Below are 16,270 nucleotides of genomic sequence, written 5' to 3' on the forward strand. Positions count from 1 at the left end.
GAGCTTGGAGTGACACAGTGACCCCGAAGAACGTGGCAGACAACCCGGACGACGAGTCCAGAGGGGTCCTCGACGACGCTGCGTCGCTGGACACCTCGGCCATCGGCATACTCGGCAACACGGCGCAGGTGAGCGTCGTGCTGCCGAAGGACGATGACGACGACCTGGAGGACGACGGCGTCGTCGAGGGCGAGGTCGTCGCCGACCTGATCATCGACGAGCCGGTCGCCGCGGCGAAGGCCGCTGCCGAGATCGCACCCGCGCCTCTCGGTGCGGCTCCGATGATCATCGAGTTGCCGCCGGATCCTGCGGCGGATGAGCAACAGGCCGGAGTGATCGAGCAGCCGGAGCCGGAGGTGGCTTCAGAGCCCGAGGCGGAAGCGTCTTCCGATGCCGATGCCGATGCCGATGCCGATGCCGATGCCGATGCCGAGCTCGAGCTCGAGCCCGAGCCCGAGCTGGATCCGGAACTCGAGCCTGAGCTGGATCCGGAACTCGAGCCTGAGCCGGAGCCTGAGCTGGATCCGGAACTCGAGCCTGAGCCGGAGCCTGAGCTGGATCCGGAGCCTGAGCTGGAGCCGGAACTCGAGCCTGAGCTGGAGCCGGAACTCGAGCCGGAACTCGAGCCTGAACTCGAGCCCGAGCCTGCGGTGGAGCCGGAACTGGCGCCGGAACGCGAGCCGGAGCCGGAGCCGGAGCCTGAGCCGGAACTCGAGCCGGAGCCTGAGCCCGCGCGTATGCGCGAACGCGCTCCCAGGACTTCGCCCCTGTCGACCACGGGCACGGCCTCACCCGCTGCCTCGGACACTGCGTCCACCGACCCCGCAGCAGCAGAAGCCGCCGCGGCCGCCGCGTTCATCGCCAAGGCTAAAGCGGACCTCGACGCTGTTCCCAGCTCGCGGAGATCATCGGCGGCATCATCCCTCGCCAAGAAGGAGAGTTCGGTCATGAACGCTGACAAGCCCCGGCGGGCCGTGACACCGGCCACCCGATCGGGTCGCGCAGACATGCAGCTCTCTGCGAAGCGTCTGGACGATCTCGGCGACTCGTCTCGCGAGAGCGCAGATCTGCTCACCGCAGACCGGCTGCTCGATCCGCACCGTATGACCAAGCCTGAGCCTGAAGGCGCTTGGAGTCACTTCCTCTACGCGATCTCCGGTCGCCGCATCAACATCGGAGACGGACGACGAGCACGCGAGCGCAAAGCGCTGAGTGCCAGGATCGCCGCGCCGATCGTCGGCGGCGCACGATTCGTTCCGGTGCTCTCTCGCAAGGGCGGAGTCGGCAAGACGACGATCACTGCGCTGCTGGGCATGGCCCTCGCCGACGCCCGTGACGACCGCGTGATCGCGGTCGACGCCAACCCCGATCGCGGCACGCTCGCCGAGCGCGTGGTTCGCCCGAACCACAACAAGTCGGTGCGCGACCTCGTGCGGATCCATGACGACGTCAGGGGATACCACGACATCTCCGCGATCGTCGCACGCGACGCCACCCGCCTCGACGTGCTCGCCTCGGACTCCGACCCGCGGATCGCAGAGGCCTTCAGCGACAGCGACTACCGGGACGTGGCCGGCGTCGCCGCGCACTACTACTCGCTCGTGCTCACCGACACGGGCACGGGCATCGTGCACTCGGTGATGTCGGCCACGCTCGATCTCGCCGATCAGATCGTGATCGTCTCGGGGCTGAGCGTCGATGAGGCGCGCCTCGCGTCGGAGACGCTGACCTGGCTTGAGAGCAACGGATACGCCGAGCAGGCGCGTGACGCCGTCGTGGTGCTGAACCAGTCGACTCCCGGTGCCCCGCTCGTGCGTCTCAACGAACTCGAGGCTCATTTCCGCACGAGGGCGAAGCGTGTCGTGCGGATGCCGTACGACGCGCAGATCGCCGGAGGCGGGACCATCGTCTTCGCCAACCTGCAGCCGGAGACCCGTGTGGCGGCGCGCGAGCTCGCTGCGCTGCTCGTCGAGGGTCTGCGAGCGAAGGCCGACTGATGGCGGTGCGTGAGATCCGGGTCTTCGGAGACCCCGTGCTTCGCTCCGTCTGCGCGCCCATCGACACTGTCGACGACGGTGTTCGCGCGCTGGTGGCCGACCTGATCGATACCGTCGAGCTGCCGGGACGCGCCGGCGTCGCCGCCCCGCAGATCGGTGTCGCGCTCCGCGCCTTCAGCTACAACATCGACGGCGACATCGGCTATGTGCTGAACCCCGTTCTGACCGAGGTCCGCGGCGACCCCGTGCCGACGGGGGAGGGGTGTCTGTCCGTCCCCGGGCTCTGGCATGACGCACTGCGCCACCCATGGGCCCGAGTCGAGGGCATCGACCTCGATGGCCGGCCAGTGGTCCTGGAGGGAAGCGGCCTGATGGCGCAAGCGCTGCAGCACGAGACCGATCACCTCGACGGCAGGCTCTACCTCACGAGACTCGATGCGGAGACGCGCAAGCGCGCGATGCGCGAGGTCAGAGAGAGCGCCTGGTTCTGAACCTGGGCGGATAGGAGAAAGGCCCCGCTTCGGCGGGGCCTTTCTCTTATCTCACGGGCTTCAGCCGCCGAGGGCGACGTTGGTCGTGGTGACGGGCTCGTCGTAGATGGCGGCGATCTCGTCGGCGAAGTCGCTCATGATCACGTTGCGCTTGATCGACATCTTGGGCGTGAGATGACCGGACGCCTCGGTCCACTCGCTGTCGAGAACCGTGAACTTGCGGATCGACTCGGCACGGGACACCCGGGCGTTGGCGGCATCCACTGCCTTCTGGATCTCAGCTCGGACCGCGTCGTTCTTCGATGCCTCGGCGAGCGACATCTCCTTGGGCAATCCGGCGTTGGCGAGCCAGGTCGGCAGCATCTCGGGGTCGAGCGTGATGAGCGCCGAGATGAACGGACGCTGGTCTCCGACGACCACGACCTGTCCGATGATCGGATTTGCCCGGATCGGGTCCTCGAGAGCGGCGGGTGCGACGTTCTTGCCGCCGGCCGTCACGATGATCTCCTTCTTGCGACCGGTGATGGTGAGGAACCCCTCGGAGTCGAAGCTGCCGATGTCGCCGGTGCGGAACCAGCCTCCGTCGCTGAACGCGTCGGCGGTGGCCTCGGGGTTGTTCCAGTACTCCTTGAACACGTTGATGCCGCGCACCTCGATCTCGCCGTCGTCAGCGAGCCGCACCCCCACACCCGGGAGTGCCGGGCCGACCGTGCCGATCTTCGACTTGTCGGCGAGGTTCACGGTTGCGGGAGCGGTCGTCTCGGTCAAGCCGTAGCCCTCGAGGATCACCACGCCGAGACTGTGGAAGAAGTGGCCGAGTCTCGCACCGAGGGGAGCCGAACCCGACACGGCGTAGACGACGTTGCCGCCCATCGCCTCGCGCAGCTTGCTGTACACCAGCTTGTTGAACAGCGCGAACTTCAGCTTGGTTCCGAACGGAATGCTCTTGCCCTCTTCGAGGAGCTTGGAGTGCTGGATCGCGACGTCGGCGGCAGCGCGGAAGATCTTGCCCTTGCCGCCTGCTTCGGCCTTCTGCTCCGCCGAGTTGTAGACCTTCTCGAACACCCGCGGCACCGCGAGCAGGAACGTCGGCTTGAACGAGCCGAGCGCCGGGAGCAGCTGTCGCGTGTCAGGCTGGTGCCCGGTGCGGACACCCGCGTGGATGTTCAGGATCGAGATGAACCGGGCGAACACATGCGCGGTGGTGATGAACAGCAGTGTCGACGCGCCCGGAGTCTGTACGACCGCGTCCAGCGCCTTGGCGGAGTTGCGGCAGAGTTCGACGAAGTTGCTGTGTGTGAGAACGCAGCCCTTCGGACGACCCGTCGAGCCGGAGGTGTAGATGAGCGTGGCGATGTCGGAGCCCACTGCGATGCTGCGCAGACGCTCGATCTCGGCATCCGGCACCGATGCGCCCTGAGCGGTCAACGAGTCGATCGCGCCGAGGTGCAGCTGCCAGACTTCGCGAAGCAGCGGGAGGTCGCCGCGCACCTCGTCGAGGCGCGCGAAGTGCTCGGGCGACTCGACGACGAGAGCGATGGCTCCGGAGTCCTCGAGGATCCACTGGATCTGCGACGGCGAGCTGGTCTCGTAGATCGGCACCATCACGGCGCCCGCATAGAACAGGGCGAAGTCCACGAGCGTCCAGTCGTACGTGGTGCGGGCCAGGAAACCCACCTTCTCGCCCGGTTGGATGCCGGCGGCCACGAATCCCTTGGCCAGTGCGATGACGGCGGTCTCGAAGTCGGCGGCGGTGATGTCTCGCCAGCCCTCACCGTCGGGCACCGAGAACAGAGGGCGATCCGGCGTCGCCTTGACGCGCTGTGCCAGCAGGTCTGAGACGTTCGCTTCTGGGTCGGCGGGGATGACGGCAGGGACTTCAAACTGGACCACGGCAGCTCCTTCGGTACCGGTCGGGCACTGGGTTGCACACGAGTCTAGAGCATGGCACTCAGTCGCACATCTGGTGAGACCGGGTCGCCGATCACGTGTCGTCGGCGCAACGCGCCGGCGGATGCCGATCGCGGCGCTAGACTTCACCTCGATGTTCTACTGGCTGATGAAGTACGTGGCGATCGGTCCCGTGGTCAAAGCGATTTTCCGACCATGGGTGGTCGGCCGTGCGAACATCCCGGCACAGGGGGCTGCGATCCTCGCCAGCAATCACCTGTCGTTCGCCGACTCGATCTTCCTGCCGCTGATGATCGACCGCCCCATGTCGTTCCTCGCCAAGAGCGACTACTTCACCGGGCGAGGACTCAAGGGCTGGGCCACGAAGTTCTTCATGAAGGCGACCGGGCAGATCCCGATCGATCGCTCGGGCGGAAAAGCCTCGGAGGCATCGCTGAACACCGGCCTGCAGGTGCTCGGCCGCGGGGACCTGCTCGGCATCTACCCGGAGGGCACGCGAAGCCCCGACGGAAGGCTCTATCGGGGCCGCACCGGCATCGCGCGCATGGCCATGGAGGCGAAGGTCCCCGTGGTTCCCGTCATCATGGTCGACACCGACACGGCGATGCCCATCGGACAGCGTCTGCCTCGTGTGGTGAGAGTGGGGATCGTCATCGGCGAACCCCTGGACTTCTCCAGATACGCGGGCATGGAGAACGACCGCTACATCCTGCGATCCGTCACAGACGAGATCATGGTCGCCCTCCAGAGGCTGGGCGAGCAGCAGTACGACGACGTGTATGCGTCGAGCGTCAAGGACAGGCTTCCGGCCCGCGTCACACAGCGCTCCTGAGGCATCTCGACATCGTCGCGAGCACTAGGCTGGACATCATGCTCCAGCACCACATCGACGCGCTTGACGCGTGGCGCTCGCTCCCGATCAAGCAGCAGCCTCAGTGGCTCGACGCCGAGCGCGTCTCCGAGGTCTCCGCGCAGATCTCGACGCTTCCGCCCCTGGTGTTCGCAGGCGAGGTCGACAACCTCCGCGATCGCCTGGCACGCGCAGCGTCGGGCAAGGCGTTCCTGCTTCAGGGCGGGGACTGCGCAGAGACCTTCGCCGGCGCCACCGCCGATCAGATCCGCAACCGCATCAAGACGGTTCTGCAGATGGCGGTCGTGCTGACGTACGGGGCGTCGATGCCGGTCGTGAAGATGGGGCGCATGGCGGGCCAGTTCGCCAAGCCCCGTTCCAGCGACACCGAGACCCGTGGCGACGTGACGCTTCCCGCATACCGCGGCGACATCGTGAACGGCTACGACTTCACCGAGGCTTCCCGCCGAGCCGATCCGGGTCGTCTGCTGCAGGGGTACCACACCGCCGCGTCGACGCTCAACCTGATCCGCGCGTTCACGCAGGGTGGCTTCGCCGACCTGCGCGAGGTGCACTCGTGGAACAAGGGCTTCGCGCAGAACCCGGCCAACCAGCGTTACGAGCGCATGGCAGCCGAGATCGACCGGGCCATCAAGTTCATGGAGGCGGCCGGCGCCGACTTCGACGAACTCACGCGCGTGGAGTTCTTCACGGGCCACGAGGGTCTGCTGATGGACTACGAGCGCCCGATGACCCGCATCGACTCCCGCACGGACACGCCATTCAACACCTCCGCGCACTTCCTGTGGATCGGCGAGCGCACGCGTGAGCTCGACGGCGCCCACGTCGACTACTTCTCGAAGATCCGCAACCCGATCGGCGTGAAGCTCGGTCCGACCACGACCCCCGAGACTGCTCTCGCGCTGATCGACAAGCTCGACCCGAACCGCGAGCCCGGACGCCTGACATTCATCACGCGCATGGGCGCGGGCAAGATCCGCGACGCTCTGCCGCCGCTGCTCGAGGCCGTGCGTGATTCGGGTGCGCAGCCGCTGTGGGTCACCGACCCGATGCACGGCAACGGGATCACGACGCCCACCGGGTACAAGACACGTCGCTTCGATGATGTCGTCGACGAGGTGCGCGGATTCTTCGAGGCCCATCGCGCTGTGGGAACCTTCCCCGGCGGCATCCACGTCGAGCTCACCGGCGACGACGTCACCGAGTGCCTCGGAGGATCCGAGCACATCGACGAGGCCGCCCTGGCCACCCGCTACGAGAGTCTCTGCGACCCGCGCCTCAACCACATGCAGTCGCTCGAACTGGCCTTCCTCGTCGCGGAAGAGCTCGAGAAGCGCTGACCGGCGAACGACCGAGAACGGCAGCCCTTTCCGCGTGCGGAGAGGGCTGCCGTTCTGCGACCCGCAGACGGAAGCGCACGGCGAGTCGACCAGCAGTTCCTGGACGGAGCCGCTCTAGAACGCGCTGCTTCGAATCTGCAGCGTGATCTCCGTGCCCTTCGCGCGCTGAGAGCCTGCTCCAGGGTCTGAGCCGGTGACCTCGGTGAAGTCGTTGGGGAACGCGTTCCAGATGCCGTTCCAGGTCGGTTCGAAACCTGCATCGCGGATCGTCTGGGCCGCTTCGTCCCGGCTCAGTCCCTCGACATCCGGCACGGGGAACAGCTCGGGTCCCTTCGAGACGATCAGCTGGACCGTATCGCCGGGGCGTCGATTGCCTTCCTCGGCGCGGTCGGTGACTCCGATGACGATGTCCTTCGCGACGGAATCACTGAAGACGAACTGCGAATCGGCGTTGACCTCGACGCCCTTGTCGCGGAGCGTGTTCGTCGCCTGGTCCACGCTCATGCCCGCGACGTCGGGGAAGGCACCGGCCGAGACGTAGAGTTCGACGGTGTCGTCCTCGAGCAGCTCGCAGCCCTCGGCGCATGCATACACCTCGCCGCCGGCGCGGGGTGTCACGAAGGCGTTGATCACGCGTCCGGCATCGGCATCGGAGAAGAGAAGCAGGGGGGTCTCGGTGACGTTGACCTTGATGTCCGCGAGGTAGTCGCGGGCCTCCTGCTCTGTCTTGCCGTTGAGGGGCTCCGCAGTGTGCGACGCGGGCCCTGAGGAGACGAAGACCGTGATCTCGGTGCCCTTGTCGAGCCGTTCGCCCTCGTCGGGATCCGTCCGGATCGTCTCGCCGCTGGGAACGTCGATGGAGCTCTCCTCGCCGCGTACGGGCACGAAGCCCTCCGCGGTCAACGCCGAGGCGGCATCGTCGTACGACAGTCCGACGACTCCGGGGACGGCGACGAGGGATCCAGGGCCGGATCCGAACCACCACCCGACACCGCCCGCCACCGTGGCGAGGAGCAGCACCAGCGTCAGCAGGAACGCACCACGGGCGCGTCGTCGCGACGAACGACGCCGCAGGAGTGTGGCGTTGTCGACCGCGGCCTGCACCGGGGCGGTGGGGTCGGCGATGACCATCGTGCTCGGCATGACCTTGGTGAGGTCGGCGGAGTCGGCCTGAGAGCGCTGCGAGGCTGTGGCGGCTGCGACCGCGGGGGCGATGCCCAGACCGCGCTCGATCTCGCGCAGTCGCTCCAGCATCTGACCGGCGTCGTCGGGGCGCTCGTCCGGTGACTTCTCCGTCGCCCAGAGCACGAGCTCATCGAGCTGCTCCGGTACGCCGGGGTTGCGGACGCTCGGCCGTGGCACCGACTCGGTGGCGTGCTGGAAGGCGATCTGCATGGGCTGCTCGCCTTTATAGGGCTGCTCGCCGACCAGCATCTCGTAGAGCATGATGCCGAGCGCATAGATGTCGCTTCTGGCGTCGGCCGTTCCTCGTGTGACGAGCTCCGGTGCGAGGTACGCGATGGTACCGAGCAGCTGCTGGCCGGTGGCCGTGTTCGCAGTCGTCGCGCGGGCGAGGCCGAAGTCGCCGATCTTGATGCGCCCGTCTTCGGCCAGCAGCACGTTCTCGGGCTTCACATCACGGTGGACGATTCCGGCGCGGTGCGCTGCCGAGAGCCCGGCGAGCACGGCATCCATGATGGTGATCGTCTGCGGGACCGTGAGGCGCTTCTGCTCGCGAAGCAGTTCGCGGAGCGTGATGCCCGGCAGGTATTCCATCACCAGGTACGCGAGCTCGCCGTCCTGGCCCTGATCGAACACGTTGACGACGTGCGGGTCGGCCAGCCGCGCCGCTGCGCGCGCCTCCTGGATGAACTTGCTCTGGAAGGCGGAATCGTCGCTGAGATGGGCGTGCATGACCTTCAGGGCGATGCGTCGCTCGAGTCGAAGATCGGTGGCGACGTATACCGTCGCCATGCCTCCGCGCGCGATTCGGGCCCGCACGCGGTATCGACCGTCGACAAGCCGCCCGATGAGGGGGTCGGCCTGCTGATTGGTCGTCACGTCAAGATTCTATGGAGAACTGCCTGAAAGCCCGGGGAGCGGCTCGCCCCTTGCGCCTGCGGGTTTGCCCGAAAGGCGATCAACCGTGCTGACCGAGCCACTGGAAGGACTGGGTCTCCCACTGGCCGTAGCGTTCGGGATACGCCGAGATCTGCACTGCCTGTGCGGCATCCGTGAACCGCAGGCTCTCCCAGCCGGGGATGTCGAGAAGTCCGCGAGAGGCGGGCCCGTTCGGGTCTGCGGAGCCGCCGTAGAAGACCCGGGTGCTGCGGTCTGGGTCGACGGCCTGCTCGGGGGTTCCCCAACCCATGCTCGGGCGCTGCTGGAAGAGCCCGAGCGAGTCGCGGTCGCCCCACGACAGATTGCGCATGCTGGATTCGACCATCGCGGTGGCGAGGGCGATCGCGATGGCGCGGTCGGGTACGCCGAGATCGCGGCCGACGCGGATGATGACCGAGGCGTTGCCGGCCTGTTCGGCGTCGAGGTTCGCGAACAGCTGGGCCGGTGGTGCGGTGGCGACCGCAGCGGGCGCCGGAGCAGCCACCGGCGCTGCGGCGACGACCAGGCTCTGACCGGGGTAGATGATCGCCCCGGGCGTCATGCCGTTCAGTGCATAGAGCTGTGCGACGGTCGTGCCGTGCTTCTTCGCGATCGCGAACAGGGTGTCGCCTGCGGCCACGGCGTGGGTCTGGCCACCCGCCGCCACCGGAGCGGGTGCGGCCGGAGCGACCGCTGCTGCGGGCGGGGGAGCGGAAGATCCCGCGAGTGCGAGCTGCTGGCCGGGGTAGATGACGGATGCCCGGGTGAGGCCGTTCGCGGCGAGCACGGCGTCGACGCTCGTGCCATGTCGCTGCGCGATGCTGAACACCGTGTCGCCCGCGGCGACAGTGTGAGTGGCGGCGGATCCGGTCGGGGTCGGTGCAGCGGGGGCGACGGGTGCGGCACCGGCTGTCAGCGCGAGAGCCTGCCCCGGATAGATCACCGAACGCCAGCCGAGTCCGTTCCAGGTGAGCACGTCGACCGTCCGGAGCCCGAAGCGGCTCGCGATCGATGAGATCGTGTCGCCGGGGTGCACGGTGTAGGAGGCCGGAGGCGCTTCGGCGGGGGCGATGCGCGTCGGTGTCGACTGGAGTCGCTCGATCGTCGGCGACACGGCCTCCGCTGCAGCGGGAGTGGCGGCGATCGCCGCCGACAGTGTGCCCAGCACAGCGGCGGGTACACCGAGCTGGATGTAGCGCGTCCGTCGCGTGACAGCATGCGTGGTCAAGGTGGTCTCCCTTGTTCGACGTCCGCCCACGGTGACACGTATGTAAACGGAAGTCAACAGAAGTGACGGGTGGTGCTGCTGTTGCGGATGTGGCTCAACGCGGTGATCGGGTCGAAAATGCGGTCGGCCCTCAGAGGTGAGATAGTTGCAACGTGTCTGTGTCGTCTGAAAGTAATCCCTCCGAAACCCCGCAGTCCGAGGTCGGGTCCGAGAGCGCCGTGAGCGCCCCCGGCGTCACCGCGACCGGCTGGCTGACCATGCCCGATCTCGTCGACGTCCTCGATGAGACGCTGGGTCGCGTGCGTCGGCTGATCGACGAGCACTACCTCATCGGATCGCGTCGTTCCGGTGTGTTCGCGGTTCCGTCGGTGTTCATCGTCGACGACCACCCGCTTTCTTCGCTGCGCGGCACCATCATCGTCCTGCAGGACGCGGGTTTCACCGACGACGAGGTCATCGACTGGCTGCTCGCCTTCGACGACGAGCTGGGTCGCTCTCCGATCGACGCGCTTCTCGCCGGCCACAAGAGCGCTGTGCGCCGGGTCGCCCGCACCCTCGCCTGAGCCGAGCGGTCGCCACCGCTCGGATTCGTGCCCTGAGGTCTCAGGCCGACCGCACCGTGGCGGCGCGTGCGAGTTCGCGCAGGTCTCCGACGGCAGCATCGTCGAGTCGTGCTCGGGAGAGCGCCCGATCGGCTTCTTGTGCGTACTCGTCGATCATGCTCTCCACTCTCTCGAGAGCGCCGGAGGCCGTGATGGTCTCCTGGAGGAATGCGACCTGCTCGCCCGTGAGGTCGGGATCGCCGAGCATCTCGTCGAACAGAGTGCGGGCCGACGTGTCGAGCGTCTGCCTGGTGAGCGCGACGAGCACCGTGCGCTTGCCCTCGCGCAGGTCATCGCCGGCAGGCTTGCCCGTGACGGCGGCATCGCCGTAGACCCCGAGCAGATCATCGCGAAGTTGGAACGCCATCCCGATCGGATGACCGAACGTGCGAAGGGCCAGGAGCTGGTCATCGTCGGCATCTGCGATCGCCGCGCCGAGCACCAGCGGCTGCTCGATGCTGTACCGCGCAGACTTGAACGAGACCACCCGAAGGGCACGTTCGACGTGCGAGTCGGTGGCGTGGACGCTCCATGCGGACTCCTCGGCGATGTCGAGGAACTGCCCCACGGTGACGTCTCGGCGCATGCGACCGTATTCGCGTCGGACAGCCGCCGCATGGGGGAGCGGTTCGATGGCGTCCTCGAGGAGGTCATCGCTCCAGGCCACCAGCAGGTCGCCGAGGAGGATCGCCGCCGAGCGGCCGAACGCCGCCGGGTCGCCGCGCCAACCGGCCCCGACATGGGCGCTCTCCAGCGCGCGGTGAGCGGCCGGCCGGCCGCGTCGGGTGTCGGAGTTGTCGATCAGGTCGTCGTGCACCAGCGCGGCGGACTGGAAGATCTCCAGGGCAGAGCAGACATCCCAGAGGGCTGCGGTCTCCGCGGCGTCGCGATCGCGGAAGCGTGCGACGGCCTGCCAGCCCGCGTGGCAGAAACGGGCTCGCAGTCGCTTGCCGCCTACCAGAGTGTCGGCTGCCGAATCGATCAGACCCGCGGCATCGGCGCCGTAGTCGGTCGACTCGCCTCGCATCCGGTCGAGGAACAGCCTCAGGCGGGCGGCGACGGCGTCGGAGACGAAGGAGGGGGTCGGCACGACTCCCAGCATACGTAAAGCCAACGGAGGGTCTTACTGCTAGCCCGCAGCGGCATACCGCGCGTAGAATGGACGGACGAATACCCGAGGGGGACGAAATGCCACTCTCCGAACAGGAGCAGCGTCTGCTCGATGAGATGGAACGCCATCTCCTCCACAACGACGCCGATGTCGTCAGTGCGCCGTCAGGCGACCGAGCTCTCAGCTACCGGAACCTCGTCTACGGAGCGCTACTGCTCCTTGCCGGCGTGGGTGGACTGATCGTCGGAGTCGTGCTCGGAGATGTCTGGGGCGTCGTGGTCGGCGTCATCGGATTCGTCGCCATGCTCGGAGGCGTCATGATCGCCGTGACCCCCGTCCGCAAACCGCTCACTGCCGTTCCTCGGGAGCGCGCACCCAAGCAGCGGAGTTCAGCATCCTTCATGGATCGCATGAACGATCGATGGGATCGCCGCCAAGACGGCAACTGACCCCACCTCTTCCTCGAAGGCCCGGATGCTCTGAGCATCCGGGCCTTCGTCGTGTTCGGGCAATGAATCGCCGTGCGGCTGAGCACTGACGCCGGTCGGGCACCCTCCACTGACCCTCCACCTCCCTCCACTCGCTTCATGCCGCGACATCACGCGGATTTTCAGAGTGCTCGGGAGCTGCAGCCTGGCTGAGGTGCGGATTGATCGTAGGTTTGTGGAGGAAAGTGGAGTAAAGTGGGGCGCACCTCGAGTTGGCCGGACGGAGAGGGGGTGATGGCTGATGTTGCTGGGAACGCATTCTCCGAAGTTGGACGACAAGGGACGGGTCATCCTTCCCGCGAAGTTCCGCGAAGACCTCGGTGGCGGCATCGTCGTCACCAGAGGGCAGGAACGCTGCCTCTACGTCTTCAGCACGGCCGAGTTCGAGGCGATGCACGAGCGGATCCGTCAGGCGCCGCTCGCGAACAAGCAGGCGCGTGACTTCATGCGACTGTTCCTCTCCGGTGCGAGTGCGGAGATGCCAGACAGCCAGAACCGCATCACGATCCCCGTCCACCTCCGTCAGTACGCGGGCCTGCAGAAGGAACTCATCGTCACCGGAGTCGGCGCCCACGCCGAGATCTGGGATGCCGAGAGCTGGAACAGCTACCTCGCAGCCGGCGAGGAGACCTACTCCGAACTCGAGCAGGAGGTGATTCCGGGACTCTTCTGACCACGGCTGTGATGCCCCGCCGCTCCTGCCCCGACACACTTCCCCGGTGCCGGGTCGTGAAGCGGAGGGGGATCAGGGCCCTGGTCACCGACATACAGAGGTCACCCGAGAAAGATCATGAACCTCCGCGACATCCACACCCCCGTTCTGCTCGACCGCTGCGTCGAGCTCCTCGCTCCCGCCCTGCAGGCCGACGGAGCGGTGCTCGTCGATGCCACTCTCGGCATGGGCGGTCACTCAGAGGCGCTGCTCGAGCGGTTCCCGAACATCCGTCTCGTCGGCCTCGATCGCGACACCGACGCCCTGCGCATCGCGGGGGAGCGTCTCTCTCGCTTCAAGGACCGGATCACACTCGTACACACCGTCTACGACGAGATCGGGCTGCACGCCCAGGGTGCGGCCGGCATCCTCTTCGATCTCGGCGTCTCGTCTCTGCAGCTCGACGAAGCAGAGCGCGGCTTCGCGTACTCCAAAGACGCCCCGCTCGACATGCGGATGGATCAGACGAAGGGCATCACGGCCGCCGAGGTCATCGCGACCTACAACGAGGGCAACCTGCGTCGTATCTTCGAACGCTACGGCGAGGAGAAGCTCGCCGGTCGTTACGCACGTTTCATCATCGCCGCGCGCGAGAAGAAGCCGATCACCCGATCGGGAGAGCTCGTCGAGATCCTCCAAGCGGCCACCCCCGCGGCGGCTCAGCGTTCCGGCCACCCCGCCAAGCGCGTCTTCCAGGCTCTGCGCATCGAAGTGAACGCCGAGCTCAACGTGCTGGCTGACGCGATCCCGTCGGCGATGGATGCTCTCGCGGTCGGTGGGCGCATCGTCGTCATGTCATACCAGTCTCTCGAGGATCGACTCGTGAAGCAGGCCTTCGCCGCCGGCGCCGCCTCGACCGCACCGCGGGGCCTGCCTGTCGAGCTGCCGGAGCACGCACCCCGATTCCGCATCATCACCAAGGGAGCCGAGCTCGCCGATGACGACGAGCGGGCTCGGAACCCCCGCGCCATTCCGGTCAGACTGCGTGCCGCAGAGAAAGTGCGGGAGAGCTCATGAGCCTGAACGTCGCAGCTCCGAAGTCCAGGGCACTGCCCGGCGCGCCGGAGCGCGCTCCTCGGCGACGACTCGAGCCGGTGACCGGCACCCCGGTCCGCCGAAAGCCGAAGCTCGGCTACGCGATCGCGGCACTGGCCGGGGCCATGATCATCGGAGCCGTGCAGATCGGACTCTCGCTGGCGATCACGCAGGACTCGTTCGTCCTGGCCGGCCTGTCTGCGCAGCAGCACGAGCTCGACCTGCACGCCAATGCCCTGCAGGAGGACCTCACGGGAACGAGCTCGCCCCAGTCCCTCGCTGCCAGCGCCGCGTCGCTCGGCATGGTCGTCGCAGGCGCTCCGTCCTATCTTCGGCTCAGCGATGGCGCCGTCTTCGGTCAGGGAACCGGTGCGACCGGCTCGTCGACGATCGACCCCAACGGTGCGGGCGCCGTGAGCAACTCCCTGCTGAACGATGTGCCGGTCAACCCCTCGACGGCAGACGACGCCGTGCCCGAAGGGACGGCGGGGCAGTCCGCGCAGGAGCTCCCGCCCGCGATCACCGACGGGCTTCCGAGCCCAAGCACCCGCTAGTCGAATCCGCCCACCACCCAGACCTGACGGAGAGAGTCCATGACGACACGAGCAACCCGCACGCCGCGGCGACGCACGGTCGTCGCGCTCGCGGTGATCCTGGCGATCCTGGCGGCATTCGTCGTGCGTCTCGTCGACATCCAGGTGGTGAAGGCGGACGAGCACGTCGCCCAGTCGCTCGAGTTCATCGCGCACCGCACCTCCATTCCGGGCGAGCGCGGTTCCGTGGTCGACAGCGAGGGATCGGTGCTCGCCGAGAGCGTGATGGTCTATGACGCGCAGCTCAGCCCCCAGGTCATCCGGCTGCTGGAGGAGGACGAGAAGAATCCACCGAAGCTGCCGTGGGCCGAGGCATCGACCCGCATCGCCGAGATCATGGGCATCGATGCCGACGACCTGCGCGAAGAGGTCGCAGCGAAGCTCGCGGAGAACCCTGATTCGCAGTACCTCCCGCTGGTCAAGGGGCTCAGCACCGAGAAGTACATCGAACTCCGTGAGCTCAAGGTGTCGTCGTACCTCCAGATGACGCCGCGCGAGGTTCGGGTCTACCCGAACGGAGCTGTGGCGGGAAACCTCCTGGGCTACCTCGACGGAACGGGCACCGCGCAGACCGGCGTCGAGAAGATGGACGAGAAGTGTCTCGCTCCGACCGACGGTGAAGAGTCGTATCGCACAGGCAAGAACAACGTCGTCATCCCCGGCAGTGAGAGCAGGGTGGATGCCGTCGACGGCGGCACCGTGCAGCTCACGGTCAACAGTGATCTGCAGTGGTACATGCAGCAGATGATCGCCGAAGAGGCGCAGATGCAGGGTGCGAAGGGCGGCACCGTCACCGTGGTCGAGGTCGGCACCGGCAAGATCCGCGCGGCGGCCGAGTGGCCGACCATGGACCCCAACGATCTCGACGCGTCGTCGCCGGAGACCTGGACCAGCAAGCTCTTCACCTACCCGTTCGAGCCGGGGTCGACCTTCAAGGCGGTGACCGCTGCGGCCGTCATGGAGAACGCCGGCGTGACCATGACGAGTCCGACCGTGTCGGCGTCCTCGCATGAGAAGTTCGACAACGGTGCGGTGATCAACGACGCATTCGTCCACCCCACGTTCCAGTACACCCTTGCCGGAGCGCTGATCGACTCCTCGAACGTCGCACTGTCGAAGTTCGGCACCATGGTGAGTCCCGACGTCCGGCACGATTACCTCGAGCGCTTCGGCGTGGGGGACACGACGATCGGGTTCCCCAACGAGACGTCCGGGGAGATCCACCCCACCAGCGAGTGGGACAACCAGTCGCTGTACACGACCACCTTCGGTCAGTACTTCACGGTCACCGCCCCCCAGCTCGCCGGTGCGTATCAGGCGATCGCGAACGGTGGTGAGAAGATCGGCCTCTCGCTGGTCGAGTCGTGCACGGCGCCCGATGGCACGGTGGTCACGCCGGAGGCGCCCGCGTCTGAGCAGATTGTCAAGCCCGAGACCGCAGCCGACCTGACGCGCATGCTCGAGAACGTCGCCGTGCAGGGCGGGAACGCCGATCGCATCCAGGTGCCCGGCTACCGTGTGACGAGCAAGACGGGTACCGCGCAGATCCCCGACGGCAAGGGCGGATACAAGTCGGGCGTGTACTACACGAGCATGGTGGGCTTCGCGCCGGTCGACGATCCGCAGTACGTCGTGGTGGTGACTCTCGACGAGCCGACTAGAGTTGCATCGTCTGCTGCTACCGCTTCTGCCTTCCAGAAGGCGATGACCCAGACCATGAAGACCTACCGCGTGATGCCGTCCTCCAGCCCGATGGACGCACTGCTTCCCAAGTTCGAATAGTCGGCGCCC

General features: G+C 67.0%; 14 protein-coding genes. 10 read left to right on the forward strand and 4 right to left on the reverse strand.

What is annotated here, in order from left to right; genetic code table 11:
• Window positions 1–17: 17 nt before the first annotated feature.
• The gene (locus QMA07_RS16960; RefSeq protein WP_356762831.1) at window positions 18–1,997 is read left to right on the forward strand and encodes a MinD/ParA family protein; all 1,980 of its coding nucleotides are present in this window, start codon (window positions 18–20) and stop codon (window positions 1,995–1,997) included.
• Window positions 1,997–2,488 carry a peptide deformylase gene (gene def, locus QMA07_RS11465; protein WP_290161955.1) on the forward strand — a complete coding sequence of 164 codons (492 nt, stop codon included), beginning with the start codon at window positions 1,997–1,999 and terminating at the stop codon, window positions 2,486–2,488. The genes QMA07_RS16960 and def overlap by 1 nt, the downstream gene beginning before the upstream one ends.
• A gap of 60 nt (window positions 2,489–2,548) precedes the next feature.
• Here def and QMA07_RS11470 read toward each other — a convergent pair whose 3' ends face one another.
• Window positions 2,549–4,381: a long-chain fatty acid--CoA ligase gene (locus tag QMA07_RS11470; protein ID WP_290161957.1), complete on the reverse strand. Its 1,833-nt coding sequence runs from the start codon at window positions 4,379–4,381 to the stop codon at window positions 2,549–2,551.
• 151 nt (window positions 4,382–4,532) lie between these two features.
• On the opposite strand from QMA07_RS11470, the gene QMA07_RS11475 reads away from it, so the two are divergent.
• Both QMA07_RS11475 and QMA07_RS11480 read left to right on the forward strand, forming a co-directional pair.
• The gene (locus QMA07_RS11475; RefSeq protein WP_290161959.1) at window positions 4,533–5,231 is read left to right on the forward strand and encodes a lysophospholipid acyltransferase family protein; all 699 of its coding nucleotides are present in this window, start codon (window positions 4,533–4,535) and stop codon (window positions 5,229–5,231) included.
• Window positions 5,232–5,269: 38 nt separating this feature from the next.
• Window positions 5,270–6,610 carry a class II 3-deoxy-7-phosphoheptulonate synthase gene (locus tag QMA07_RS11480; protein ID WP_290161961.1) on the forward strand — a complete coding sequence of 447 codons (1,341 nt, stop codon included), beginning with the start codon at window positions 5,270–5,272 and terminating at the stop codon, window positions 6,608–6,610.
• 114 nt (window positions 6,611–6,724) lie between these two features.
• On the opposite strand, the gene pknB is transcribed toward QMA07_RS11480, so the two are convergent.
• Window positions 6,725–8,671 (reverse strand): Stk1 family PASTA domain-containing Ser/Thr kinase, encoded by a 1,947-nt coding sequence (pknB, locus tag QMA07_RS11485; RefSeq protein WP_290161963.1) that lies wholly within the window; start codon window positions 8,669–8,671, stop codon window positions 6,725–6,727.
• Window positions 8,672–8,750: 79 nt separating this feature from the next.
• Window positions 8,751–9,938: a LysM peptidoglycan-binding domain-containing protein gene (locus tag QMA07_RS11490; protein WP_290161965.1), complete on the reverse strand. Its 1,188-nt coding sequence runs from the start codon at window positions 9,936–9,938 to the stop codon at window positions 8,751–8,753.
• A 257-nt stretch (window positions 9,939–10,195) separates the two neighbouring features.
• Here QMA07_RS11490 and QMA07_RS11495 point away from each other — a divergent pair, with 257 nt between their 5' ends.
• Window positions 10,196–10,501 (forward strand): Rv2175c family DNA-binding protein, encoded by a 306-nt coding sequence (locus QMA07_RS11495; RefSeq protein WP_290162129.1) that lies wholly within the window; start codon window positions 10,196–10,198, stop codon window positions 10,499–10,501.
• Between the two features lie 40 nt (window positions 10,502–10,541).
• Here QMA07_RS11495 and QMA07_RS11500 read toward each other — a convergent pair whose 3' ends face one another.
• Entirely contained in the window at window positions 10,542–11,630 is a 1,089-nt protein-coding gene (locus QMA07_RS11500; protein WP_290161967.1) for a polyprenyl synthetase family protein, read from the reverse strand.
• A gap of 98 nt (window positions 11,631–11,728) precedes the next feature.
• On the opposite strand from QMA07_RS11500, the gene QMA07_RS11505 reads away from it, so the two are divergent.
• The 5 genes from QMA07_RS11505 to QMA07_RS11525 all read left to right on the forward strand — a co-directional run bounded on the left by QMA07_RS11505 (window position 11,729) and on the right by QMA07_RS11525 (window position 16,261).
• Complete coding sequence (locus QMA07_RS11505) at window positions 11,729–12,100, forward strand: DUF3040 domain-containing protein (RefSeq protein WP_290161968.1); 372 nt, start codon at window positions 11,729–11,731, stop codon at window positions 12,098–12,100.
• A gap of 280 nt (window positions 12,101–12,380) precedes the next feature.
• Window positions 12,381–12,812, forward strand: a complete 432-nt coding sequence (gene mraZ, locus QMA07_RS11510) for a division/cell wall cluster transcriptional repressor MraZ (RefSeq protein ID WP_290161970.1) — start codon at window positions 12,381–12,383, stop codon at window positions 12,810–12,812.
• 117 nt (window positions 12,813–12,929) lie between these two features.
• Window positions 12,930–13,868 carry a 16S rRNA (cytosine(1402)-N(4))-methyltransferase RsmH gene (gene rsmH, locus QMA07_RS11515; protein ID WP_290161972.1) on the forward strand — a complete coding sequence of 313 codons (939 nt, stop codon included), beginning with the start codon at window positions 12,930–12,932 and terminating at the stop codon, window positions 13,866–13,868.
• Window positions 13,865–14,440 (forward strand): hypothetical protein, encoded by a 576-nt coding sequence (locus tag QMA07_RS11520; protein WP_290161974.1) that lies wholly within the window; start codon window positions 13,865–13,867, stop codon window positions 14,438–14,440. Before rsmH ends, QMA07_RS11520 begins: the two co-directional genes overlap by 4 nt.
• A gap of 39 nt (window positions 14,441–14,479) precedes the next feature.
• Window positions 14,480–16,261, forward strand: coding sequence for a penicillin-binding protein 2 (locus QMA07_RS11525; protein WP_290161976.1), 1,782 nt, complete (start codon window positions 14,480–14,482; stop codon window positions 16,259–16,261).
• Window positions 16,262–16,270: the final 9 nt, after the last annotated feature.

It is taken from the genome of Microbacterium sp. APC 3901 (assembly GCF_030407765.1).
Taxonomy (GTDB): domain Bacteria; phylum Actinomycetota; class Actinomycetes; order Actinomycetales; family Microbacteriaceae; genus Microbacterium.

Bases quoted from the DNA above. Each gene is read 5' to 3' on its own strand.
- def (WP_290161955.1), top strand. From the start codon at position 1,997: ATGGCGGTGCGTGAGATCCGGGTCTTCGGAGACCCCGTGCTTCGCTCC.
- QMA07_RS11475 (WP_290161959.1), top strand. From the start codon at position 4,533: ATGTTCTACTGGCTGATGAAGTACGTGGCGATCGGTCCCGTGGTCAAA.
- QMA07_RS11480 (WP_290161961.1), top strand. From the start codon at position 5,270: ATGCTCCAGCACCACATCGACGCGCTTGACGCGTGGCGCTCGCTCCCG.
- QMA07_RS11495 (WP_290162129.1), top strand. From the start codon at position 10,196: ATGCCCGATCTCGTCGACGTCCTCGATGAGACGCTGGGTCGCGTGCGT.
- QMA07_RS11505 (WP_290161968.1), top strand. From the start codon at position 11,729: ATGCCACTCTCCGAACAGGAGCAGCGTCTGCTCGATGAGATGGAACGC.
- mraZ (WP_290161970.1), top strand. From the start codon at position 12,381: ATGTTGCTGGGAACGCATTCTCCGAAGTTGGACGACAAGGGACGGGTC.
- rsmH (WP_290161972.1), top strand. From the start codon at position 12,930: ATGAACCTCCGCGACATCCACACCCCCGTTCTGCTCGACCGCTGCGTC.
- QMA07_RS11520 (WP_290161974.1), top strand. From the start codon at position 13,865: ATGAGCCTGAACGTCGCAGCTCCGAAGTCCAGGGCACTGCCCGGCGCG.
- QMA07_RS11525 (WP_290161976.1), top strand. From the start codon at position 14,480: ATGACGACACGAGCAACCCGCACGCCGCGGCGACGCACGGTCGTCGCG.